Genomic DNA, 22,821 nt, shown 5'->3' with positions numbered 1-22,821 from the left:
ACAGTTGCCGGGAACGCGTCAGCGCGCGAGCCATTCCTCGGTGTACGCGTCGATCTCCGCGTTCAACGCGGCCTTGCCGGCCGGGTCCAGGAAGGAGGCCTCGACGGCGTTCTTGGCGAGCTGCGCGAGCCCGCGCTCGTCGAGCTCGAGGAGGCGGGCGGCCACGGCGTACTCGTTGTTCAGGTCGGATCCGAACATCGGCGGGTCGTCGCTGTTGATGGTGACGAGCACGCCCGCCGCGACCATCTCCTTGACGGGGTGCCGGTCGAGGTCGGTCACCGCGCGGGTCGCGATGTTGGAGGTCGGGCAGACCTCCAGCGCGATCCGGTGCTCGGCGAGGTACGCCAGCAGTTCCGGGTCCTGGGTGGCGCTGGTGCCGTGGCCGATGCGCTCGGCGCCGAGCTCGCGGATGGCGTCCCAGATCGTCTCCGGGCCGGTGGTCTCGCCGGCGTGCGGGACGCTGCGCAGACCGGCGGCGCGGGCGGCGTCGAAGTACGGCTTGAACTGCGGGCGCGGGACGCCGATCTCGGGGCCGCCGAGGCCGAAGGAGACCAGGCCCTCGGGGCGGTGGTCGACGGCGAGCCGGGCGGTCTCGGCGGCGGCCTCCAGGCCGGCCTCGCCGGGGATGTCGAAGCACCAGCGCAGGATGACGCCGAGTTCGGTCTCGGCGGCCCGGCGGGCGTCCTCGATGGCCTCCATGAAGGCCTTCTCGTCGATGCCGCGGCGGGTGGAGGAGTACGGGGTGATGGTCAGTTCGGCGTAGCGGATGTTCTGCCGGGCCATGTCGCGGGCGACTTCGAAGGTGAGGGTGCGCACGTCGTCCGGGGTGCGGACCAGGTCGACCACCGACAGGTAGACCTCGATGAAGTGCGCGAAGTCGGTGAAGGTGAAGTAGTCGGCGAGGGCCTCGGGGTCGGTGGGGACCTTCGAGTCGGGGTGCCGGGAGGCGAGCTCGGCCACGATGCGCGGGGATGCCGAGCCGACGTGGTGGACGTGGAGTTCGGCCTTGGGCAGTCCCGCGATGAAGGGGTGCAGGTCGGTCATGGGGGTGCCTCCGGGAGGACGCGGGTGCGGGCAGGTCGGGATTCATCGTAGGCACGCCCGTGACTGTCGGTGGCAGCGCTTAGCATGGCTGTACGAGAGGGGGGCGCCGTATGACCGACAGCAGTCCCGAGCCGCGAGACCCGTGGGCGCCGCTGGAGCGGCCGGCGGTGGAGCTGGGCAAGCCGCAGGGCGGGCAGGGGACGCCGGGCGTGTCGGGCCCGCCGTCCGTGCACGACCAGCCGACGCTCGCCGGGATGCCGGGCGACCAGTTCACCCCGTCCGCGCCGACGCCGACCCCGATCCAGGCTCCGATACCGACGCCGACGCCGACGCCGATGACCGGTCCGCCCGCGTCCGCTGCGTACGGGTACCCGGCCCAGCCCGGCTACGGATACCCCGGCGACGCCGGATACCCCGGGCAGACCGGATACCCGGGCCAGAGCGGGTACCCGGGGTACCCGGGCCAAGGCGGGTACCCGGGGTACCCGGGCCAGAGCGGGTACCCGCCCTACGGGGTGCAGCCCAGCAACGGCTTCGGCATCACCGCGCTCGTCCTCGGGATCCTCGCGGTCGTCGGCTGCATCACCAGCTTCTTCGCGGTCGTGCTCGGGGCGGCCGCGATCGTCTTCGGTGCGCTGGGCCGCGGCAAGGCGAGCCGGGGCGAGGCGAACAACGGCGGGATGGCGCTCGCCGGCATCATCCTGGGCTCGATCGGCGCCCTGCTGGGTGCCGTGATGATCGTGCTCATATTCGCCGACTTCATGGAGCGGGGGTCCGTCGACGACTCGCCCTACGGCAGCCCCTATGACAACTCCCAGGTGCGCGAGAAGGTCTGACGCGCCGCCTCAGGAGACCCACGGCCAGTCGGCGTCGCGGCCCGCCTCGATCAGGGACACCATCCGGAAGGCCCCGTCGGTGAGCCCGCCGAAGGTGTGCCGGTTCTCGGTACCGGACGGCGCGTGCCCGACCCGGTAGCCGGCCAGGTTCCAGGTGTAGACCGGAACCGCGGGCGGCACCTCGGCGGTCGGATCGCCGCCGTAGCCGTACGAGGCGGCCTGCTCGTCGGTGACGATCAACACCCGGTCGTGACCGTCGTAGTGCTCCTTCACCGCCTTGGCCGTGTAGGTCCCGCCGAGGTCCCCGAACCGCTCCAGCACCTTCAGCACGGACTCGCCGCGGTCGTACGGGACGACCTCGCTGGTCGTACCGAACTGCACCAGATCGGCCCGCTCCGCCCGCAGTGCAAGCGCCGTTCCGAAGATCGCCGCGGCATCCGCCCGGTTGAGCTCGGAGCGGTCCGACAGCGGGGACCACATCGACCCCGACCGGTCGACGAGGACCAGGGTGCGGCCCGGCAGCGCCGGTACGTTGGCCAGCGAGTGGCCGAGCGCCTGCTCCAGCGGGTACGACCAGCGCAGCGAGGGCGCGTGCTGATAGGCGGCCAGGTAGCGGAAGGGGAACTGCCGGGACCGGGCGACGACCTCCGGGTCGGAGATCCTCGCCGCGACCTGCGCGGCCACCGCGTCCGAGACCCCGGCCCGGTCGAAGTTGCGCAGGTTGCGCAGCAGCGCCATCGCACCCATGGACGGGATGACCGCCTCCCAGGCGGCCGCATCCATCGGCCCCTGCAGCCAACCGGCCAGCGCCTCCCAGGTCATGCCCGCCGCCGCGAGCCGCTCGACCCCGTCCGGGGCGAGGACCACGGCACGCCGTTCGGCGACCGGCAGCTCCATCAGCGCCCGGTGGGCCGCGAGGGTCCGGTTGCCCGCCGGGACCTCGGCGCCCTCCGGATTGTGCCTGCGGTCGAGGGCGTGCCGGAACAGTTCGCCCTGCCAGGCCTTGGCCGGGTCGGGAGCGGCGTGCACGAGGTTGAGGACGTCACCGAATCGGAAGGCCTTGGAGTCGGTGTCGTACTTCAGCAGCGAGGCGGCGGAGTACAGCCGGCGCACGGCGTCGGCGATGCCGCGCTTGACGGGCTTGGGCACGTTGCGCCCGTACGTCGCCGTCCAGTAGGCGAGCAGTTCGCCGGGCTCGTCCGCGCGCCGCAGGACGGAGTCGACCACCTGGCGGTTCGAAGGCCCGTCGGTGGCGCCCGCGTCGAGCCGGGCCTTCACGTACTCGGCGGCGCCGACGAGCGAGGCGGTCCGCATGTTCGCGTCCCCGCGGAGCCAGCCCAGCAGGCCGGCCGTCCAGGCGGGATCCTCGACGGCGAGGGTGCGCACGAGCGCCGCGAACCGGTCGTCGCGCGCCCCGCCGCCCTCGTAGGCGGTCCGCTGCGTGACGAAGTTGGCGACGGCGAGCAGGAACAGCTCGGAGCGCGGGTCGCGCAGGTGGCCCGGGCCGCCCTGAGCGGTGCGGGCGGGGCCGGTGGAGCGCACCGGCGAAGTGGTTGAGGCGGGCGCCGACTTGGACGCGCGCTGGTTGAAGCGAGCCATGAGAATCCCCCCGAATTCGATGGAAGCGGGGGAGGCGTTGCGTGGGGGATGCCCGAGATCGGGAGTCGGCGGCGGACTTTATGCCCGGCGAGCTACCTGGCTGCTCCACCGGCCCGTTCCCTTGCGGGTGACGAGCCGGGTGGGATTCGAACCCACGACCTCCGGGTCCCCAGAAGTAACCGTCGCCTGCGCACCGGGCATCCCCCACGCCGGCCTCCCGAGATCAAGGTGGCGGCGGCCTGGGTGTCTTTGCAAAAGAAGGAGCCGCAGCCTGCGCACCGGGAGGTGCGTGACGTAGGTGTCCAGAGATCGAAGTCGGCGAAACCGCAAGGTGCTCTACCAGCTGAGCTACACCGGCCTGAAGCCGGTGACGGGACTCGAACCCGCGGCCGCCCGATTATGAGTCGAAGTAGGTCTCGCCTTCGCACCTGGACGTTGATCACATTAGGCGGCCCGTACGGGCCGCCGCCACGCATTTTCCCCGGCCCCGCGCCGCCGCTGCGTCACCCGCAGCGTCATGCGGCCGTCTCGCGCAGCCGCTCGCGGGCCTCCATGAGGGCGAAGCCCAGCAGGTTCAGCCCGCGCCAGCGCGCCGGGTCCAGGGCGCGCTCGTCGTCGGCAGCCAGGCCGATGCCCCAGATCCGGTCCATCGGGCTCGCCTCCACCAGCACCCGGTTCCCGGTGCCCAGCAGGTACCCGCGCAGCGCCGGGTCGGAGTCGAACTTGTGCACGCTGCCCTCCACGACCAGGGCGAACCGCTCCCGCTCCCACATCGCGTTGTCGAAGCCGCGCACGAGGCGCCCGATCTTCTTCGCCTGGGCCGGGCTCTTCGCCTCCACCGCGGCGCGCTCCGCCTCGGGGTCCCCGAACAGCCGGGCCTTGCCGGCCATCATCCAGTGCTCCGCAGTCGCATAACGGACGTCACCGACAGTGAAGGAAGCAGGCCACCACTGGCTCAGGCAGCTCGGACCGAGCCTGCCGTCCGGCTGCGGCCGGTGCCCCCAGAACGGCAGGTACTTCACCCGTTCACCACGGCTGACCTGCTTGATCAGTTCGTCCATCATCTCCATGCACGCGAGTCTGGCAGTCGCCACTGACACTTCGTACGGGATTTTCGGTGTGCCTCGACACATGGTCGACCGATTCCGTCGCGTAATCAAAAGGCAACAACGGAATCACTTGGCCGAGGGCGTCACCTCTGCCAGGATCGGCACTCAATTCGAGCTGTAGCTCGAACTGTAGCTACGGAGAGCGTGAGAGCGTTATGGGCAACCGCTTCCAGGTCAAGGACCGCTTCGCGGACGGCGCGCAGTACATCGACGGGCGGCTGAGGTCCGGCACCTCCGGACAGTCACACACCGTGGTCGATCCGGCGACCGGCGACGAGGTCCTGACCTACGAGCTCGCGAGCACCGCGGACGTCGACGAGGCCGTCGCCGCCGCCAAGAGGGCCTTCCCGGGCTGGTCCGGCGCCACCCCCGGCGAGCGTTCGGACGCCCTGCACCGGCTGGCGGCCGTACTGGCCGAGCAGGCGGAGGACTTCGCGTACGCCGAATCCCTCCAGTGCGGCAAGCCGATCAAGCTGTCCACGGAGTTCGACGTACCGGGCACCATCGACAACACCACCTTCTTCGCGGGCGCCGCCCGCCACCTCCAGGGGCAGGCGGCCGCCGAGTACTCGGGCGACCACACCTCCTACGTACGCCGCGAGGCCATCGGGGTCGTCGGCTCGATCGCGCCCTGGAACTATCCGCTCCAGATGGCCGCCTGGAAGATCCTTCCGGCGATCGCCGCGGGCAACACCATCGTCCTCAAGCCCGCCGAGCTCACCCCGCTGACCTCCCTGATGTTCGCGCAGGCGGCCAAGGACGCGGGCCTGCCCGACGGCGTGATCAACATCGTCACCGGTGCCGGCCGCGAGGCCGGAGAGCACCTGGTGGGCCACCCCGACGTGGTGATGACCTCCTTCACCGGCTCCACCGCCGTCGGCAAGCGGGTCGCCGAGATCGCCACCGCCACCGTCAAGCGGCTCCACCTGGAGCTCGGCGGCAAGGCCCCCTTCCTCGTCTTCGACGACGCCGACCCGGAGGCCGCCGCGCACGGCGCCGTCGCCGCCTCCCTCATCAACACCGGCCAGGACTGCACGGCCGCCACCCGTGCCTACGTCCAGCGCCCCCTGTACGACGCCTTCGTCGCCCGGGTGGCCGAGCTGATGGAGGGCGTCCGCCTCGGCGACCCCTTCGCGCCCACCACCGACCTGGGCCCGCTGGTCTCGCACGCCCAGCGCGACCGGGTGGCCGCCTTCGTCGAGCGCGCCCGCGCCTACGCCACCGTCGTCACCGGCGGCGAGATCCCGGCCGGGGACCTCGCCGAGGGCGCGTACTACCGCCCCACCCTCATCGCCGGCGCCGCCCAGGACAGCGAGGTGGTCCAGTCCGAGATCTTCGGCCCGGTCCTCGTCGTCCTGCCCTTCGACACCGACGACGAGGGCCTCGCGCTCGCCAACGACACCCCGTACGGACTCGCGGCCTCCGCCTGGAGCCGTGACCTCTACCGGGCGAACCGGGCCACCCGCGAGATCAAGGCGGGCTGCGTCTGGGTCAACGACCACATTCCGATCATCAGCGAGATGCCCCACGGGGGCTACAAGGCCAGCGGCTTCGGAAAGGACATGTCGACCTACTCCTTCGAGGAGTACACGCAGGTCAAGCACGTGATGTACGACAACACCGCGGTAGCCGAGAAGGACTGGCACCGCACGATCTTCGGGGACCGTCCGTAACCATCCGCGGCCGACGCCGCGTGGGCCCACCGCCTGACCAGCGGTACACCTCCCGAAAGGGCACAGCGCATGGAGCAGTTCGAGCCCGACCGCCTCTCAGCGGCGCAACTCGCCGCGATGCGGCGCAGCCTCACCAGCGGGCGCGGGGCCCTCACCCGCCGCTCGCTGCTGCGCGCCTCCGGAGTCGGAGCGCTCACCCTCGGAGGGCTGTCCGCCCTCACCGCGTGCGGGATCCCGCCCGCCAAGCGCGAGGGCGACGCGGCCGTGGCCTCCGACGACCACTCGGACCGGGAGAAGGAGATCAACTTCTCCAACTGGACCGAGTACATGGACACCAGCGAGGACGAGAAGAGCCGTCCCACGCTGGAGGAGTTCACCAAGCGGACCGGCATCAAGGTCAAGTACACCGAGGACATCAACGACAACGTCGAGTTCTTCGGCAAGATCCGCCCCCAGCTCGCGGCCGGCCAGGACACCGGCCGCGACCTGATCGTCGTCACCGACTGGCTCGCCGCCCGCATCATCCGCCTCGGCTGGGCGCAGAAGCTGGACCCCGCGCACCTCCCGCACGCCTACGCCAACCTGATCCCGCAGTTCCGCACCCCCGACTGGGACCCGGGACGGTCCTACAGCTACCCCTGGACCGGCATCGACACCGTCATCGCCTACAACGAGAAGGCGACCGGCGGCAAGAAGGTCGACTCCGTCACCCAACTGCTCGACGACCCCTCCCTCAAGGGCCGCGTCGGCTTCCTCACCGAGATGCGCGACAGCGTCGGCATGACCCTGCTCGACCAGGGCAAGGACCCGGCGACCTTCACCACCGCCGACTTCGACGAGGCCATCGGACGGCTCCAGAAGGGCGTGGACAAGAACCAGATACGCCGCTTCACCGGCAACGACTACACCTCCGACCTCGACAAGGGCGACCTCGCCGCCTGCCTCGCCTGGGCCGGCGACGTCATCCAGCTCCAGGCCGGAAACCCGGACATCAAGTACGCCATCCCGGCCCCCGGATACATCACCTCCAGCGACAACCTGCTGGTCCCCGCCAAGGCCCGGCACAAGGCCAACGCGGAGAAGCTCATCGACTTCTACTACGAGCCCGAGATCGCCGCCCAGCTGGCCGCGTACATCAGCTACGTCTGCCCGGTCGAGGGCGTCAAGGACGAGCTGGCCAAGATCGACCCCGCGCTCGCGGACAACCCCCTGATCGTCCCGGACAAGGCGATGGCCGCCAAGGCCCACGCCTTCCGCTCCCTCACCAGCGAGGAAGAGACGGCGTACGAGGAGAAGTTCGCCAAGCTCATCGGCGCCTGACGCACGCCCTGCGGCGAGCCGATCCCGCCGGACCGCGGCGCCGCCCGCCGGACCCTTCCGGCGGCGGCCCGGCCCGGACCGCTCCGCCGAGCCTTCGACCCCTTGCCCCACCCAACCCCGGGACCATCCATGACTGACAAGACCGCGGGCGGCGATGTCCGCCTCTCCGGGATCAGCAAGCACTACGGCACCTTCACCGCCGTGCACCCGCTGGACCTGACCATCCCCCAGGGCTCCTTCTTCGCCCTGCTCGGCGCCTCGGGCTGCGGGAAGACCACCACGCTGCGCATGATCGCCGGCCTGGAGGAGCCCTCCACCGGCACGGTGCACCTCGGCGACCGGGAGGTCACCGACCTCCAGCCCTACAAGCGCCCGGTCAACACGGTCTTCCAGAGCTACGCGCTCTTCCCGCACCTGAGCATCTTCGAGAACGTCGCCTTCGGGCTGCGCCGCCGCGGCATCAAGTCGGTCAAGAAGCAGGTCGACGACATGCTGGAGCTGGTCCAGCTCGGCCAGTTCGCCCAGCGCAAGCCGCACCAGCTCTCCGGCGGCCAGCAGCAGCGCGTCGCCGTGGCCCGCGCGCTGATCAACCACCCGCAGGTGCTCCTCCTCGACGAACCGCTCGGCGCCCTCGACCTCAAGCTGCGCCGCCAGATGCAGCTGGAGCTCAAGCGGATCCAGACCGAGGTCGGCATCACCTTCGTGCACGTCACGCACGACCAGGAGGAGGCCATGACCATGGCCGACACGGTCGCCGTGATGAACGGCGGCCGCGTCGAGCAGCTGGGCGCCCCCGCCGAGCTCTACGAGAACCCGGGCACCACCTTCGTGGCCAACTTCCTCGGCACCTCGAACCTGATCGAGGCCTCGGTGGAATCCGCCGGATCCGAGGTCGTCGTCTCCGCTTCCGGTGCCACCCTCCGGCTGCCCGCCGCCCGATGTTCGACCACGCCCCGCGCCGGCGGGAAGCTGCTGGTCGGTGTGCGCCCGGAGAAGGTGTCCCTGGTCCCGGCCGAGGAGGAGGACACCATAGCGACGGGCCGGAACAAGGTCACCGGCCGCATAGCCGCCTCCTCCTTCATCGGAGTCTCCACCCAGTTCGTCATCGACAGCCCCGTCTGCCCCGAGCTCGAGGTCTACGTCCAGAACATCGAGCGCGACGGCCGCCTGGTCCCGGGCGCCGAGGTGGTCCTGCACTGGAACCCGGAGCACACCTTCGGCCTCGACGCGGCCCAGGACATCGACGCGGGCATCGAGACGGTGGAGGAGGGCGCATGACGACCACCGCGGCGCCGCCCCAGGCGCCCGCCTCCACCGAACCCCCGGTGCACAAGGCGTCCCTGCGCAAGCGGCTGGTCCCGTACTGGCTGCTGCTCCCCGGCATCCTGTGGCTGCTGGTGTTCTTCGTCCTGCCGATGGTCTACCAGGCCTCCACCTCGGTGCAGACCGGCTCCCTCGAAGAGGGCTTCCAGGTCACCTGGCACTTCGGGACCTACTGGGACGCCTTCACCGAGTACTACCCGCAGTTCCTGCGCTCCCTGCTCTACGCGGGCACCGCGACCGCGCTGTGCCTGCTGCTCGGGTACCCGCTGGCCTACCTGATCGCCTTCAAGGCCGGCCGCTGGCGCAACCTGCTGCTCGTCCTGGTGATCGCCCCGTTCTTCACCAGCTTCCTGATCCGCACGCTGGCCTGGAAGACGATCCTGGCCGACGGCGGCCCGGTGGTCGCCGTCCTCAACAACATCGGGTTCCTCGACGTCACCAGCTGGCTCGGCATGACCGAGGGGGACCGGGTGCTGGCCACGCCGCTCGCGGTGGTCTGCGGCCTGACGTACAACTTCCTCCCCTTCATGATCCTGCCGCTGTACTCCTCGCTGGAGCGCATCGACACCCGACTCCACGAGGCGGCCGGGGACCTGTACGCCCGCCCCGCCACGGTCTTCCGGAAGGTGACCTTCCCGCTTTCGATGCCGGGCGTGGTCTCCGGGACCCTGCTCACCTTCATCCCGGCGAGCGGTGACTACGTGAACGCCGAGCTGCTCGGCTCCACGGACACCCGGATGATCGGCAACGTCATCCAGTCGCAGTACCTGCGGATCCTCGACTACCCGACGGCGGCCGCGCTGTCCTTCATTCTCATGGCCATCGTGCTGATCATGGTGACCATCTACATCCGCCGAGCGGGGACGGAGGACCTGGTCTGATGCGCAATCCCCTCACCTGGCTCCGGCGCAACCTGGTCGTCATCGCGGGCCTCGGCACGCTCGCGTACATGATCCTGCCGAACGTCGTCGTCACCGTCTTCTCCTTCAACAACCCCACCGGGCGGTTCAACTACGCCTGGCAGGAGTTCTCCCTCGACGCGTGGAAGGACCCCTGTGGGGTCGCCGACATGTGCGGCTCCCTGTCCCTCTCGCTCCAGATCGCCCTCTGGTCCACCCTGGTCGCGACCGCGCTGGGCACCGCGATCGCCTTCGCGCTCGTGCGCTACCGCTTCCGGGCGCGCGGGGCGGTCAACTCGCTGATCTTCCTGCCCATGGCCATGCCCGAGATCGTGATGGCGGCCTCGCTGCTCGCGCTCTTCCTCAACATGGGCATCCAGCTGGGCTTCTGGACGATCCTGATCGCGCACATCATGTTCTGCCTCAGCTTCGTCGTCGCCGCCGTCAAGGCGCGCGTCCTGTCCATGGACCCGCGGCTGGAGGAGGCCGCCCGCGACCTCTACGCCGGCCCGGTGCAGACCTTCGTACGGGTCACCCTGCCGATCGCGGCACCCGGTATCGCGGCGGGCGCGCTGCTCTCCTTCGCGCTCTCGTTCGACGACTTCATCATCACCAACTTCAACTCGGGCAACACCGTCACCTTCCCCATGTTCGTGTGGGGATCGGCCCAACGCGGTACGCCCGTGCAGATCAACGTCATCGGTACGGCGATGTTCGTCATCGCGGTGCTGGTGGTCCTCGCCGGCCAGATGGTCGGCAACCGCCGCAAGAAGGCGCAACCGAAGTAATTCGGGAAAGCACGTCATCAGTTCCGTAGGGAGTTGGAAGCCATGGCCCCAGTCGCCATGCGTAGTGTTGCTGCATCACTTTCCGAAGCGAAGCCGGTCTCGTACTGGCTGGACGACCCCGGCAAGCCCGCCGCCGAGCCGGCGCTCACCTCTGACGAGCGCTGCGACCTGCTGGTCATCGGCGGCGGCTACAGCGGACTGTGGACCGCCCTGATCGCCAAGGAGCGCGACCCCGAACGGGACGTCGTGCTGATCGAGAGCAAGGAGGCGGGCTGGGCCGCCTCCGGCCGCAACGGCGGATTCTGCGCCGCCTCCCTCACCCACGGCCTCAGCAACGGGCTGGCCCGCTGGCCCGGCGAGCTGGCCAAGCTGGAGGAGCTGGGCGCCCGCAACCTCGACGCCATCGAGGAGGCCGTCGCCCGCTACGGCATCGACTGCGACTTCGAACGGACCGGCGAGATCGACGTCGCCACCGAACCGCACCAGGTCGAGGAGCTGCGCGAACTGCACGAGGAGGCGCTGCGCCTGGGGCTGGCCGACGGCTCGGAATGGCTGGACGGCGAGGCGGTGCGCGCCGAGGTCGACTCGCCGACCTTCCTCGCGGGCCTCTGGGACCGCAACGGCGTCGCGATGCTCAACCCGGCGAAGTTGGCCTGGGGCCTCAAGCGGGCCTGCCTGGAGCTCGGGGTGCGGATCTACGAGAACACCCGCGGCCTCAAGCTGGCCGCGGCCGGTTCCGGGATGACCGTGACGACCCCCTACGGCACGATCCTCGCGCGCCGGGTCGCCCTCGGCACCAACATCTTCCCCTCGCTGGTCCGCCGGGTCCGCCCGTTCACCGTCCCGGTCTACGACTACGCGCTGATGAGCGAGCCGCTCGACGAGGCCCAGCTGGCCGCGATCGGCTGGAAGGGGCGCCAGGGGCTCGGCGACAGCGCCAACCAGTTCCACTACTTCCGGATCACCCGCGACAACCGGATCCTGTGGGGCGGCTACGACGCGATCTACCCCTACCGGGGCAAGCTCGACTCCGAGTACGACCACCGCCCCGAGACCTACCTGAAGCTCGCGGAGCACTTCTTCACGGCCTTCCCGCAGCTGGAGGGGCTGAAGTTCAGCCACGCCTGGGGCGGTGCGATCGACACCTGCTCGCGCTTCTCCGCCTTCTTCGGCACGGCGCACTCGGGGAAGGTGGCCTACGCCGCCGGTTACACCGGCCTCGGCGTGGGCGCCACCCGCTTCGGGGCGGACGTGATGCTGGACCTGTTGGACGGGCTCTCCACCGAGCGCACCCGGTTGGAGATGGTGAAGTCCAAGCCGATGCCGTTCCCGCCCGAGCCCTTCGCCTGGACCGGGATCGCGCTGACCAAGTGGTCGCTGGCCCGCGCGGACGCCCGCGGCGGACACCGGAACCTGTGGCTCAAGACGCTGGACCGCTTCGGCCTCGGCTTCGACAGCTAGGCCTCCTGAGCGCGTACCCCCGGCGTCCGACCGGCGGTCACCGTGTGACCCGATTCACTGCCACGGGGTAACGGAACCCGCGTCATACCTGCGCCCGGCCCCGCTCTCTCCAGGTGAGAACCCCTCACCTACAGGGAACGGAGGCCGGGCGATGACGATCCCGGGGGCCAAAGCGGCGGTGGAATGGCTGGTATCGGTGGCGCCGGATCCGGACGCCTGTCGGTGGGAGTGGGAGCGCAACCCCCTCGGGGTCGCCCTGCTGCCCGCCGGCCGCGGCTGGGACGTACTGATCCTGCCCGGGGAGCTGGGGCGGCCCACCCTTGACGTACTCGGCCTGTTGCTCGACCGGCCCGGCCCGGTGCTCGCCGATGCGGACGACTCCCGGCTGGGCTTCTTCGTACCGGCCGGCACGGCGTCGGGGTGGCTCGGCACGGGCGTGCGCAGTGCCGGGCAAGGGAGTTGGATCGTGGTCCCGTATCCCGGCCGGGCGACCGGCGGGGTGCGCTGGCTGGTGCTCCCGGACGGCGAAGGGACGCTCACCGATCCGGCCGTGCTGGAGCTGGCGATGCACGAGGCGGCCGCGCGCGTGCTGACGGAGGTGACCGGAAGCCTTGACAAGGGTATTGGTCTGGACGATCTTGGGCGCCGCTGACCCCCTCCATCCCCCCATGTACCGGAGGCAGTTGTGCGCAGAGCCATATCCGTCCTCACGGCCGCCGCCCTCGCGGTGGCCGGCTTCCTCGCCGCGGGCCCGCCGGCCGCGGCGGCCGACGCCGACCTCGTACGCAACGGAGGCTTCGAAGCGGGCCTCGACGGCTGGAGCTGCCCGGGCGGCAGCGGAGCCGTCGTCACCACACCCGTCCACGGCGGAAGTTCCGCCTTACGGGCCACCCCGGCCGGCCAGGACAACGCCCGCTGCTCCCAGACCGTCACCGTCAAGCCCGACTCCACGTACACGCTCGGCGCGTGGGTGCAGGGCGCGTACGTCTACCTCGGCGCGACCGGCACCGGCACCACCGACGTGTCGACCTGGACGCAGTCCCCGGGGGCCTGGAAGCAGCTGACCGCCACCTTCCGCACCGGCCCGGCCACGACCTCGGTGACGGTCCACACCCACGGCTGGTACGGCCAGCCCGCCCATGTCACCGACGACCTCACCCTGGTCGGCCCGGACCCCGGCGGTCCCGGGCAGCCCCGACCTCCGGCCGCCCCCACCGGCCTGACCGCCTCCGCCACCTCCTCGACCTCGGTCGCCCTGTCCTGGGTGCCGGTCCCGGGCGCCACCTCGTACACCGTGCACCGGGACGGCGCGGCGCCCCTGAGCGTCACCTCCGCCCCGGCGGCCGTGACCGGCCTCGCCGCGGCCACCACGTACACCTTCCGGGTCAGCGCGGTGAACGCGGCGGGCGAGTCCCCGCAGAGCGCGCCCGCCTCCGCGACCACGCCCGGCGGTGGCGGTGGCGGCGGTGGCGGCCTCCCCGCCCGCGCGCTCGTCGGATACCTGCACGCGAGCTTCGCCAACGGCTCCGGATACGTCCGGATGGCCGACGTGCCCGAATCCTGGGACGTCATCAACCTCGCGTTCGGCGAACCGACCTCGGTGACCTCGGGCGACATCCGCTTCCGGCTCTGCCCGGTCGCGGAATGCCCGAACGTCGAATCCGCGGGGGAGTTCAAGGCCGCGATCAAGGCCAAGCAGGCGGCCGGCAAGAAGGTGCTGATCTCCATCGGGGGCCAGAACGGTCAGGTCCAGCTGGCGAGCACGGCCGCCCGGGACGCCTTCGTCTCCTCCGTCAGCAAGATCATCGACGAGTACGGCCTCAACGGCCTGGACATCGACTTCGAGGGCCACTCCCTGTCCCTGGCCACCGGGGACACCGACTTCCGGGCGCCCACCACCGCGGTCGTCGTCAACCTGATCTCGGCCGTGAAGACCTTGAAGGCCAAGTACGGCCCGGACTTCGTCCTGACCATGGCCCCGGAGACCTTCTTCGTCCAGCTGGGCTACCAGTACTACGGCTCCGGCCCCTGGGGCGGCCAGGACCCGCGCGCCGGCGCGTACCTCCCGGTCATCCACGCCCTGCGCGACGACCTCACCCTGCTCCACGTCCAGGACTACAACTCCGGACCGATCATGGGCCTGGACAACCAGTACCACTCCATGGGCGGCGCGGACTTCCACATCGCCATGACCGACATGCTGCTCACCGGCTTCCCGGTCGCCGGGAACACGGCCCGGGTCTTCCCGGCCCTGCGTCCGGACCAGGTCGCCATCGGCCTCCCGGCCACGACCAACGCGGGCAACGGGCACACCCCGCCCGCGGAAGTGACCGGGGCGCTGAACTGCCTGACGAAGAAGACCGACTGCGGGACCTACCGGACCCACGGCACCTGGCCGGGGCTGCGCGGCCTGATGACCTGGTCGATCAACTGGGACCGCTTCGGAGGCTGGGAGTTCAGCCGGAACTTCGACGCCTACTTCGGCGGCTGATCCGGCCGAGGCGGCTGCCCCGTCCGGCCCGGCTGATCCGTCCGGCCCCTCCGGACGGCCCACGCCACGCCGAGCAGCAGGGGAGTGCAGAGCAGCAGGCTGGCCAGTACGTCCAGCGGCCAGTGCCACCCCCGCAGGACCAGCCCGACGGCCGTCGCCCCCGTGAGGACCAGGGCGGCGGCCGTCGGCCATGCCCGGCGGGCGTACGGGCGCACGAGCAGGGCCGCGCCGAGGTAGGCGACGGCCGCGGTGGCCGTGTGGCCCGAGGGGAAGTAGCCGGCGGCCCAGGGTTCCAGGGGGCCGGGCCGGGCGGTCCACGCCTTGAACGGGATGACCAGGGCCGGCACCAGGGCCATCGCCAGGCCCGCGGCCCCGGCGGCCAGCGCCCGCCCGCGCCGTGCGGAGTAGGCCATGGCCAGGATGAGGACGGGCACCGCGACCGGGATGTCGCCGAGGTCGGAGAGGCGCTCGGTGACGGAATCCGGGACCGTGCGCACCAGGGTGCGGCTCAGCGCGTGGTCCGGGGTCAGCAGCGGGCCGGAGACCAGCACCTGCCAGGTGACCAGGGAGAAGAAGAGACCGCAGAGCGCGGCGATCAGGAGAGGAGTGGCCGGCCGTCCCGGAACAGGGGGGATGGTTCCGGGACGGCCGCCCAGATCGGGTTGCCGGGCGCCCCGGGGGGTTTGGGGCGAACGGCCGTCCGATCGGTGAGGAGTGTGCGCGAACGCATGCCCAGAACGGTGCTGGGGAAGCCCCGTACTGGTGTCGCCCCCGGAATCCCTGGAGCGGGGTGTCTCACTCATCTGCAGAAACCGTACGGCAGTGGAAGGGGGACCGACAGCAGGAACGCGCTCCCGCCATCGGCCCCCCACACCTTCTTCACAGCGTCCGCCCGTTACCACCGGTAGGGGCCGGTCGCTGCGTGCGAACGTTCTAGCCGTTCGATCAGATGGCCGTGCCGATGGCCGCGAACGCGGCCTCGATGAGGTCCAGGCCCTCGTTCAGCAGGTCCTCGCCGATGACGATCGGCGGGAGGAAGCGGAGCACGTTGCCGTAGGTGCCGCAGGTGAGGACGAGCAGGCCCTCGGCGTGGCAGGCCTTGGCGAGCGCGCCGGCCGCCTCCGGGAACGGGGTCTTGGACACCGGGTCCTTGACCAGCTCGATCGCGATCATGGCGCCGCGGCCGCGGATGTCGCCGATGATGTCGTACTTCTCCTGCATGGCCGTCAGGCGGGCCTTCATGACGGACTCGATCTTCTTCGCCGCGGCGTTGAGGTCGAGCTCCTTCATGGTCTCGATGGAGCCGAGCGCACCGGCGCAGGCCACCGGGTTACCGCCGTAGGTGCCACCCAGGCCACCCGCGTGCGCGGCGTCCATGATCTCGGCGCGGCCGGTCACGGCGGCGAGCGGCAGACCGCCCGCGATGCCCTTGGCGGTGGTGATCAGGTCCGGGACGATGCCCTCGTCCTCGCACGCGAACCACTGGCCGGTGCGGCAGAAGCCGGACTGGATCTCGTCGGCGACGAAGACGATGCCGTTGTCGTTGGCGAACTTCACGATCGCGGGCAGGAAGCCCTTCGCCGGCTCGATGAAGCCGCCCTCGCCGAGGACCGGCTCGATGATGATCGCGGCGACGTTCTCGGCGCCGATCTGCTTGGTGATCTGGTCGATCGCCTGGGCGGCGGCCTCGGGGCCGCAGTTCTCGGCACCGGTGGGCCAGCGGTAGCCGTAGGCGACCGGGACGCGGTAGACCTCGGGGGCGAACGGACCGAAGCCCTGCTTGTACGGCATGTTCTTCGCGGTCAGCGCCATGGTGAGGTTCGTACGGCCGTGGTAGCCGTGGTCGAAGACGACGACGGCCTGGCGCTTGGTGTACGAACGGGCGATCTTGACGGCGTTCTCGACGGCCTCGGCACCGGAGTTGAACAGGGCCGACTTCTTGGCGTGGGTGCCCGGGGTCAGCTCGGCGAGGGCCTCGCAGACCTCGACGTAGCCCTCGTACGGGGTGACCATGAAACAGGTGTGGGTGAAGTCGGCGAGCTGCGCGGAGGCGCGGCGCACCACGGCCTCGGCGGAGGCGCCGACCGAGGTCACGGCGATGCCGGAACCGAAGTCGATCAGGCGGTTGCCGTCGACGTCCTCGATGATGCCGCCGCCCGCGCGGGCCGTGAAGACGGGCAGCACGGAGCCCACGCCACCGGCCACGGTCTGGAGGCGGCGGGCCTGCAGCTCCTGCGACTTGGGGCCGGGGATCGCGGTGACGATCTTGCGCTCCTGCGGAACAGCGGTCATAGGGGGCTCCTGGGGGGTGTTTTCGGACGCACTTGTCTCTTTGTCCGCAGGCTAGGCCCGGGAGCGGGGGTCCTGCATGCTCCGTTCGGTAGTGATCACCGCGTGTCCTTGTCCGTGACGGCCATAGGAAGGATGCGCCGCACATCTTGTGGATCATTGCGGGGTGCAGGTCCAAGGCCTCCGTCGGGCACTAGATTGAGCGCCGCAGCGCATAGCACGGGCAGGGGGCTGGGGTTCATGGACACCGACGGTGCGTACGAGGGACAGACGACCCGTGCAGGTCAGGTACCGAGACCTGCCGGCCCCCCCACGCACCCTCCGAAGCCCAGCCACGCCCCCGGCCGGGTACCGACCCTCGCCGACTGGCTGCGCACCGACCGACCCGTCGCCGAGCCCGGTGTCTGGAGGTACGGCCACACCCCGCGTCCGACCGTGGAAGCCGCGCAGACCCCCGACCGGGCCCTCGCCAGCGGCGCCGTCATCTCCTTCCTGGCCTGCGTCCTCGTCTGGTCCCTCATGCGCAACACCTACATCCCCTTCTGGGACGCGCCGCTCAAGCTCTTCACACCTCACAGCTGGTGGTCGGCGAACGGCGAGCCGGTCCTGGAAACGGGGGGCGTCCAGGCCAAACCGATCTACGAGCTGCTGTTCGTCTTGGCGCTCCTCTACGGCTTCGGCCGGCTCGGCAGCTGGAAGGCTGCCTGGAGCCGCCTGGTCGTCACCCGGGGCCCGTGGGTGCAGGCCCTGGCGGTCGTACCGCTCGCCTACGTGACGTTGCTGCTCGTCCACAACTACCAATTGCCGCTGCGGCAGCTGGTGGAGGGCTTCCTCGACTTCGACCGCCGGCCGGGGGGCGACCAAAGAGCCAACCTCACTCTCATGAGCACGGCCCGGACCGTGATCGACGTGGTTCTGATCGCGGCGTTCGCATGGCTCGGTGGCGGCTCCCGACTGCTGCGCCGACTGCCGGGGCTGTCCTCGCCCGCCACCTCGCGGTCGACGGCGCCGACGGGCGTGGGAGGTGCGGATCGCCCACAGCGGTTCCCTGCCGAGAACCCGCTCGAAGACCCCGCGACGTGGCCGCAAGTACGCGAGGCGGGGTTGGCGGAGGCCGCCGAGCGGCTGGAGGCGGAAGCCGGGGGCGGGCGGATGAACGACGTGGACTACACCCGGATCCGGCGGGCGTGGGACTCCGTGCGCGTCGACCCCTCGCGGATGCAGGCCTTCGCCGACGCCGTGCGCGACAAGGGCGCCGGGGCCTGTGTGCACCCGTCCGGGGCGCGGGACCTGCCCGTGCGGACCGCCCGGCACGATCTGCTGGCCCGGCAGGTGCTGCTGGGCACCGTGGAGGACGGCGTCCGCAACCCTTACTCCCGCCGCGGTACCGCCCTCGCCCTCGACCCCGACGTGCTCGGCACCTCCCTGCTCGCCGTCGGGCCCTCCGGCACCGGCAAGACCCGGCGGTTGGTGCGGCCCGTCGTCGAGTCGCTGTCGCTCCAGGCCCTCGCCGGACAGGCTGCCGTCGTCGCCGTCGGAGCGGCCGGCGCCCAGCTCGGGCCGGACGACGCCTTCGACGTCGTGGTCCGGGTGGGCGATCCCGCCTCCGTCTACGACCTCGACCTCTACGGCGGCGCCACCGACCCCGACGAGGCCGCCACCCTGCTCGCCGAGGCCTTCGTCGGGGACGTCCCCGGGATCGACGTACGCCGGGCCGCGACCGCCCTCGCTCAGCTCCTCGGGCCGTTCCGGGCGGCGTACGACCGCTTCCCGACCGTGCCCGAACTGCGCGAGCTGCTCGACCAGGTCCCCACCGCCTTCGACGCGTTGCGCCGCGACCTCGCCGGACAGCACGCCATGCTGCGCGAACTCGACGCCCGGACCCGCCAGCACGGCGCCCCCGCGGACCCCGGCCCCGCCCTCGCCGACCGGGTGGCCCTGCTGGACCGGCCCACCTTCGCCGGCTTCTTCGACACCACCGGCCAGGGCCGGCCGTTCTCGCTGCGCGCCTTGGAGCACCCGGTCCGTGTCCGCGTGGACCTGCCCGAGCGCGGGCACGCCGACGCCTCCCGGATGCTGGCCCGGCTGCTGCTCGCCCAGTTCAACGCCGCCGCGGCCGCCCGCACCGACCGCTCCCTCTTCGCCTTCCTCGCCTTCGACGACGCCTCCCACACCCTGACCGCCGAGACCGTGCGGGGCGTCCAGCGGCTGCGCTCGGCGCATGCGGGCGTCCTGCTCACGCTGCGCACGCTGGACGACGTACCGGAAGCGCTCCGGACACCCCTGCTCGGGGCGGTCGGCTGCCGGATGGCCTTCTCCGGAGTCGCCACCTGGGACGGCAAGCGGTTCGCCGAGACCTGGGGCACCGAGTGGGTGGAAACGCGGGACGTCACCCACCGCACCGTCTTCGCCGACCAGCCGCTCACCCGCCTGATGCACTCCTTCCGCAAGCTCGTCACCGGCAAGGCGGTCACCACGGACGCGGTGACCGTGCGCCAGGTGGAGCGGGAAAGGTGGTCCGCTTCGGACCTGGCGCACGCCGTGCCGCCGGGGCACGCGGTGCTGTCGCTGACCTCGGTGCGCGGGGAGCGAGCAGTTCCGCTGCTGGTCCGCCTGGCCGGAACGTCCTGACCCGCACCCCGACCCGTACGAGGTGGCAGAATCGAGGGGAGTCGTTCCTACGACACGGCGAAAACCGTGGGCGGTCGGGCGGTCTGCTCGCTGGCCCTCCCCCTCGCCCCCTCCCGCTAAGGCCACTGGTACCCGATGCCGCTCACCCTCGCCTCACTCGTCCAGCACTCGGCGCTCAAGCTCAGCGTCCGGGCCGGGGAGGGGCGCCTCGACACTCCGGTGCGCTGGGCCCACGTCAGTGAGCTCGCCGACCCCGTCCCCTACATGGAGGGCGGGGAACTGCTCCTGATCACCGCGATGAAGCTGGACGCGGGGGACCCGGAGGAGATGCGCGCCTACGTGCGCCGCCTCGCCGCGGCCGGGGTCGTCGGCATCGGCTTCGCGATCGGCGTCAACTACGAGGAGATCCCCGAGGCGCTGGTCGAGGCCGCACGGACCGAGGACATGCCGCTGCTGGAGGTGCCCCGGCGGACCCCCTTCCTGGCGATCAGCAAGGCGGTCTCCGCCGCCCTCGCGGCGGACCAGTACCGGGCCGTCACCGCCGGCTTCGAGGCCCAGCGGGAGCTGACGCGCGCCGCGCTCTCCGTCGACGGCCCCACGGAGCTGCTCGTGAAGCTGGCCGCGCACGTGCACGGCTGGGCCGCGCTGTACGACACCTCGGGCGCCGTCGTCGCGGCCGCCCCCGACTGGGCCGCGCGCCGCGCCGCCCGGCTCACCCCCGACGTGGAACGGCTGCGGGAACGCCCGGCCCCCGCGAGCGCCGTGGTCGGCGGCTCCGAGGACCGCGTGGAACTCCAGTCCCTGGGCACGGGCCGACGGGCGCGCGGTGCGCTCGCCGTCGGCACAGCGGCCCCGCTGGGCACGGCCGAGCGGTATGCCGTCCACTCCGCGGTCGCGCTGCTCACCCTCACCACCGAGCGCTCGCGCTCGCTGCACGACGCCGAGTCCCGGCTGGGGGCGGCAGTGCTGCGGATGCTGCTCGCGGGCGAGGCGGACCACGCGCGGTCCGTGGCCGGCGACCTGTACGGGGCCCTGCTGGAGTCACCGTTCCGGCTCATCGTGGCCGAGCCGGCCCTGCCGGGGACCGCGCAGCCGGAAGGCCTGGCGCTGCTGTCCGACACGGTGGAGTCGGCGGCGGCACGGACCGGGGAGGCGCTGCTCGTCGTCCCGGAGGCGGGCCGGCTCGTGGTCCTGGCCTCCGACGGCGGCTCGGCCGTACAGGCGTGCGCGGACCACGCGGAGGCACTGGAGGCGCGGCGCGGCCGGGACGCGGCCGGGCCGGAGCCGGACGAGCTGGTGGTCGGCCTGTCCGCGCCGGCCGGACCGGGGGGCGTGGCAGCCGCCCTCAAGCAGGCCGACCAGGCCCTGGCCGTGGCCCGGCGCCGCGGCCGGCCGATGGTGGAGCACGAGGACATGGCGGCGGGCTCGGTCCTGCCGCTGCTGGCCGACGACGCCGTACGGGCCTTCGCGGACGGCACCCTGCGCGCCCTGCGGGAGCACGACGCGACCGGGCGCGGCGACCTGGTGGCCTCGCTCCAGGCCTGGCTCTCCCGCCACGGACAGTGGGACGCGGCCGCCGCCGACCTCGGCGTCCACCGGCACACCCTGCGCTACCGGATGAAGCGGGTCGAAGAGATCCTCGGCCGCTCCCTGGAGGACCCGGACGTCCGCATGGAACTGTGGCTCGCCCTCAAGGCGACCTCGACCTCGGCCCCGGCCTAGGCCTGGGCAGGAGCGCGCACCCGGCGGGCCGGACAGTGACAAAGCGGCGAAGCGCGACGACCCGCCGCTCCATCAGGGACAAACGCCGAAACGTCGACGGAGTTCTACGGTGGAGGGGTCAGGACCCACCGCACACTTCCGAAGGGCCGGGATTCGCATGACTTCCACCCACGCCTTCTGGCTCGCCGGCCGCCAGGCCACCGGCGAGGACAGCTTCGACGTCCACTCCCCGTGGGACGGCCGCCTGGTCGCTGCCGTCAGCGTACCCACCGACGAGCAGGTCGAAGAGGCCGTGGCCGCGGCGTACGCCGTGACGGCGGAGTTCTCCGCGACCCCCGCCCACGTACGGGCCGCGGCCCTGGACCACGTGTCCAAGCGGCTCGCCGAGCGCACCGAGGAGATCGCCCAGCTGATCTCCGCCGAGAACGGCAAGCCCGTCAAGTGGGCCCGCGGTGAGGTCGGCCGTGCGGTGTCCGTGTTCCGCTTCGCCGCCGAAGAGGCCCGCCGCTTCAACGGTGGAGAGGCCCAGCGCCTCGACACCGACGCCGGTGGCGTCGGCCGTCTCGCCCTGACCCGCCGCTTCGTCAAGGGCCCGGTCCTCGGCATCGCCCCGTTCAACTTCCCGCTGAACCTGTGCGCCCACAAGGTGGCCCCGGCCATCGCCGTCGGCGCGCCGATCATCCTCAAGCCCGCCCCGGCCACGCCCCTGTCCGGGCTGATCCTGGGCGAGCTGCTCGCCGAGACCGACCTCCCGGCCGGCGCCTGGTCGGTCCTGCCCGTCGCCAACGACAAGATGCCGGCCCTGGTGAAGGACGAGCGCCTGCCCGTCATCTCCTTCACCGGCTCCGACACCGTCGGCTACGCCATCCAGCAGTCGGTGCCCCACAAGCACTGCACCCTCGAGCTCGGCGGCAACGCCGCGGCCGTCGTCCTGGACGACTGGTCCTCCGAGGCCGACCTCGACTGGGCCGCGACCCGCATCGCGACCTTCTCGAACTACCAGGCCGGCCAGTCCTGCATCTCCGTGCAGCGCGTGATTGCCGACGCCTCCGTCTACGACCGCCTCGTCGAGAAGGTCGTCGAGAAGGTCCAGGCCCAGGTCACCGGCGACCCGTCCGACTCCGCCACCGACGTCGGCCCTCTCGTCTCCGAGGCCGCCGCCCAGCGCGTCGAGTCCTGGGTCGACGAGGCCGTGGCCGGCGGAGCCAAGCTGCTCACCGGCGGCAAGCGCGCGGGTGCCTCGTACGAGCCCACCGTCCTGGCCCACGTGCCGGACGGCGTCAAGCTCGCCACCGAGGAGGTCTTCGGGCCGGTCCTGACGCTGAAGAAGGTCGAGAACACCGACGAGGCCTTCGCCGCCGTCAACGACTCGAAGTTCGGTCTGCAGACCGGCGTCTTCACCCGCAACGTCCAGACCGCGTTCCGCGCCCACCGCGAGCTCGAGGTCGGCGGCGTGATCATCGGCGACGCGCCGTCCTACCGCGCCGACCAGATGCCGTACGGCGGCGTCAAGCAGTCCGGTGTGGGCCGCGAGGGCGTCCGCTACGCGATGGACGACTACACGTACGAGCGGGTCCTGGTCCTGACCGGCCTCGACATCTGATTTCGTACGGCCCAAAAGCCGACGGCCGGAGCC

General features: G+C 71.5%; 17 protein-coding genes. 12 read left to right on the top strand and 5 right to left on the bottom strand.

Going from position 1 to position 22,821, the window contains the following annotated elements; genetic code table 11:
• Positions 1 to 18: 18 nt before the first annotated feature.
• A complete protein-coding gene (locus OG207_RS13320; protein WP_329098800.1) occupies positions 19 to 1,044 on the bottom strand; it encodes an adenosine deaminase in 1,026 nt (341 codons plus the stop codon).
• Positions 1,045 to 1,154: 110 nt separating this feature from the next.
• Here OG207_RS13320 and OG207_RS13315 point away from each other — a divergent pair, with 110 nt between their 5' ends.
• Complete coding sequence (locus tag OG207_RS13315) at positions 1,155 to 1,880, top strand: DUF4190 domain-containing protein (RefSeq protein WP_329098799.1); 726 nt, start codon at positions 1,155 to 1,157, stop codon at positions 1,878 to 1,880.
• Positions 1,881 to 1,889: 9 nt separating this feature from the next.
• On the opposite strand, the gene OG207_RS13310 is transcribed toward OG207_RS13315, so the two are convergent.
• Together OG207_RS13310 and OG207_RS13305 are read right to left on the bottom strand one after the other, a co-directional pair.
• On the bottom strand, positions 1,890 to 3,479 hold the full coding sequence (locus OG207_RS13310; RefSeq protein WP_329098798.1) for a TROVE domain-containing protein: 1,590 nt from the start codon (positions 3,477 to 3,479) through the stop codon (positions 1,890 to 1,892).
• Between the two features lie 515 nt (positions 3,480 to 3,994).
• Positions 3,995 to 4,549 (bottom strand): NADAR family protein, encoded by a 555-nt coding sequence (locus tag OG207_RS13305; protein WP_329098797.1) that lies wholly within the window; start codon positions 4,547 to 4,549, stop codon positions 3,995 to 3,997.
• Positions 4,550 to 4,743: 194 nt separating this feature from the next.
• Between OG207_RS13305 and OG207_RS13300 the strand changes: the two genes are divergently transcribed.
• From OG207_RS13300 to OG207_RS13265, 8 genes are all read left to right on the top strand, one after another.
• Positions 4,744 to 6,261 carry a gamma-aminobutyraldehyde dehydrogenase gene (locus OG207_RS13300; RefSeq protein WP_329098796.1) on the top strand — a complete coding sequence of 506 codons (1,518 nt, stop codon included), beginning with the start codon at positions 4,744 to 4,746 and terminating at the stop codon, positions 6,259 to 6,261.
• Between the two features lie 69 nt (positions 6,262 to 6,330).
• On the top strand, positions 6,331 to 7,581 hold the full coding sequence (locus tag OG207_RS13295) for a polyamine ABC transporter substrate-binding protein (RefSeq protein WP_329098795.1): 1,251 nt from the start codon (positions 6,331 to 6,333) through the stop codon (positions 7,579 to 7,581).
• A gap of 129 nt (positions 7,582 to 7,710) precedes the next feature.
• Complete coding sequence (locus OG207_RS13290; RefSeq protein ID WP_329098794.1) at positions 7,711 to 8,859, top strand: ABC transporter ATP-binding protein; 1,149 nt, start codon at positions 7,711 to 7,713, stop codon at positions 8,857 to 8,859.
• Entirely contained in the window at positions 8,856 to 9,785 is a 930-nt protein-coding gene (locus tag OG207_RS13285) for an ABC transporter permease (protein WP_329098793.1), read from the top strand. Before OG207_RS13290 ends, OG207_RS13285 begins: the two co-directional genes overlap by 4 nt.
• Positions 9,785 to 10,591, top strand: a complete 807-nt coding sequence (locus tag OG207_RS13280) for an ABC transporter permease (protein ID WP_030718627.1) — start codon at positions 9,785 to 9,787, stop codon at positions 10,589 to 10,591. Before OG207_RS13285 ends, OG207_RS13280 begins: the two co-directional genes overlap by 1 nt.
• A 42-nt stretch (positions 10,592 to 10,633) precedes the next feature.
• On the top strand, positions 10,634 to 12,052 hold the full coding sequence (locus OG207_RS13275) for an NAD(P)/FAD-dependent oxidoreductase (RefSeq protein WP_329098792.1): 1,419 nt from the start codon (positions 10,634 to 10,636) through the stop codon (positions 12,050 to 12,052).
• Positions 12,053 to 12,203: 151 nt separating this feature from the next.
• Positions 12,204 to 12,704, top strand: coding sequence for a hypothetical protein (locus OG207_RS13270; RefSeq protein WP_329098791.1), 501 nt, complete (start codon positions 12,204 to 12,206; stop codon positions 12,702 to 12,704).
• 45 nt (positions 12,705 to 12,749) lie between these two features.
• Positions 12,750 to 14,543 (top strand): chitinase, encoded by a 1,794-nt coding sequence (locus OG207_RS13265; protein WP_443072863.1) that lies wholly within the window; start codon positions 12,750 to 12,752, stop codon positions 14,541 to 14,543.
• Here OG207_RS13265 and OG207_RS13260 read toward each other — a convergent pair.
• Entirely contained in the window at positions 14,528 to 15,346 is an 819-nt protein-coding gene (locus OG207_RS13260) for a phosphatase PAP2 family protein (protein WP_329098789.1), read from the bottom strand. The genes OG207_RS13265 and OG207_RS13260 overlap by 16 nt on opposite strands.
• 142 nt (positions 15,347 to 15,488) lie before the next feature.
• The gene (gabT, locus tag OG207_RS13255) at positions 15,489 to 16,835 is read right to left on the bottom strand and encodes a 4-aminobutyrate--2-oxoglutarate transaminase (protein WP_030012869.1); all 1,347 of its coding nucleotides are present in this window, start codon (positions 16,833 to 16,835) and stop codon (positions 15,489 to 15,491) included.
• Positions 16,836 to 17,072: 237 nt separating this feature from the next.
• Between gabT and OG207_RS13250 the strand changes: the two genes are divergently transcribed.
• The 3 genes from OG207_RS13250 (at position 17,073) to OG207_RS13240 (ending at position 22,788) form a co-directional block, all read left to right on the top strand.
• Entirely contained in the window at positions 17,073 to 19,463 is a 2,391-nt protein-coding gene (locus OG207_RS13250; RefSeq protein ID WP_329098788.1) for an ATP/GTP-binding protein, read from the top strand.
• 135 nt (positions 19,464 to 19,598) lie between these two features.
• Positions 19,599 to 21,185, top strand: coding sequence for a PucR family transcriptional regulator (locus OG207_RS13245; protein ID WP_329098787.1), 1,587 nt, complete (start codon positions 19,599 to 19,601; stop codon positions 21,183 to 21,185).
• Positions 21,186 to 21,342: 157 nt separating this feature from the next.
• Entirely contained in the window at positions 21,343 to 22,788 is a 1,446-nt protein-coding gene (locus OG207_RS13240; RefSeq protein ID WP_329098786.1) for an aldehyde dehydrogenase family protein, read from the top strand.
• Positions 22,789 to 22,821 lie beyond the last annotated feature (33 nt).

It is taken from the genome of Streptomyces sp. NBC_01439, assembly GCF_036227605.1.
Classification (GTDB): Bacteria; Actinomycetota; Actinomycetes; order Streptomycetales; family Streptomycetaceae; genus Streptomyces.
This window is presented reverse-complemented; position numbering and strand designations above follow the sequence as displayed.

Excerpts from the sequence above, each read along its gene's own strand:
- OG207_RS13280 (WP_030718627.1), top strand. The coding sequence starts at position 9,785 with ATGCGCAATCCCCTCACCTGGCTCCGGCGCAACCTGGTCGTCATCGCG.
- OG207_RS13285 (WP_329098793.1), top strand. The coding sequence starts at position 8,856 with ATGACGACCACCGCGGCGCCGCCCCAGGCGCCCGCCTCCACCGAACCC.
- OG207_RS13320 (WP_329098800.1), bottom strand. The coding sequence starts at position 1,044 with ATGACCGACCTGCACCCCTTCATCGCGGGACTGCCCAAGGCCGAACTC.
- OG207_RS13270 (WP_329098791.1), top strand. The coding sequence starts at position 12,204 with ATGACGATCCCGGGGGCCAAAGCGGCGGTGGAATGGCTGGTATCGGTG.
- OG207_RS13245 (WP_329098787.1), top strand. The coding sequence starts at position 19,599 with ATGCCGCTCACCCTCGCCTCACTCGTCCAGCACTCGGCGCTCAAGCTC.
- OG207_RS13315 (WP_329098799.1), top strand. The coding sequence starts at position 1,155 with ATGACCGACAGCAGTCCCGAGCCGCGAGACCCGTGGGCGCCGCTGGAG.
- OG207_RS13290 (WP_329098794.1), top strand. The coding sequence starts at position 7,711 with ATGACTGACAAGACCGCGGGCGGCGATGTCCGCCTCTCCGGGATCAGC.
- OG207_RS13240 (WP_329098786.1), top strand. The coding sequence starts at position 21,343 with ATGACTTCCACCCACGCCTTCTGGCTCGCCGGCCGCCAGGCCACCGGC.
- OG207_RS13275 (WP_329098792.1), top strand. The coding sequence starts at position 10,634 with ATGGCCCCAGTCGCCATGCGTAGTGTTGCTGCATCACTTTCCGAAGCG.
- OG207_RS13305 (WP_329098797.1), bottom strand. The coding sequence starts at position 4,549 with ATGGAGATGATGGACGAACTGATCAAGCAGGTCAGCCGTGGTGAACGG.
- OG207_RS13250 (WP_329098788.1), top strand. The coding sequence starts at position 17,073 with ATGGACACCGACGGTGCGTACGAGGGACAGACGACCCGTGCAGGTCAG.
- OG207_RS13300 (WP_329098796.1), top strand. The coding sequence starts at position 4,744 with ATGGGCAACCGCTTCCAGGTCAAGGACCGCTTCGCGGACGGCGCGCAG.
- OG207_RS13310 (WP_329098798.1), bottom strand. The coding sequence starts at position 3,479 with ATGGCTCGCTTCAACCAGCGCGCGTCCAAGTCGGCGCCCGCCTCAACC.
- gabT (WP_030012869.1), bottom strand. The coding sequence starts at position 16,835 with ATGACCGCTGTTCCGCAGGAGCGCAAGATCGTCACCGCGATCCCCGGC.
- OG207_RS13260 (WP_329098789.1), bottom strand. The coding sequence starts at position 15,346 with ATGAGTGAGACACCCCGCTCCAGGGATTCCGGGGGCGACACCAGTACG.
- OG207_RS13295 (WP_329098795.1), top strand. The coding sequence starts at position 6,331 with ATGGAGCAGTTCGAGCCCGACCGCCTCTCAGCGGCGCAACTCGCCGCG.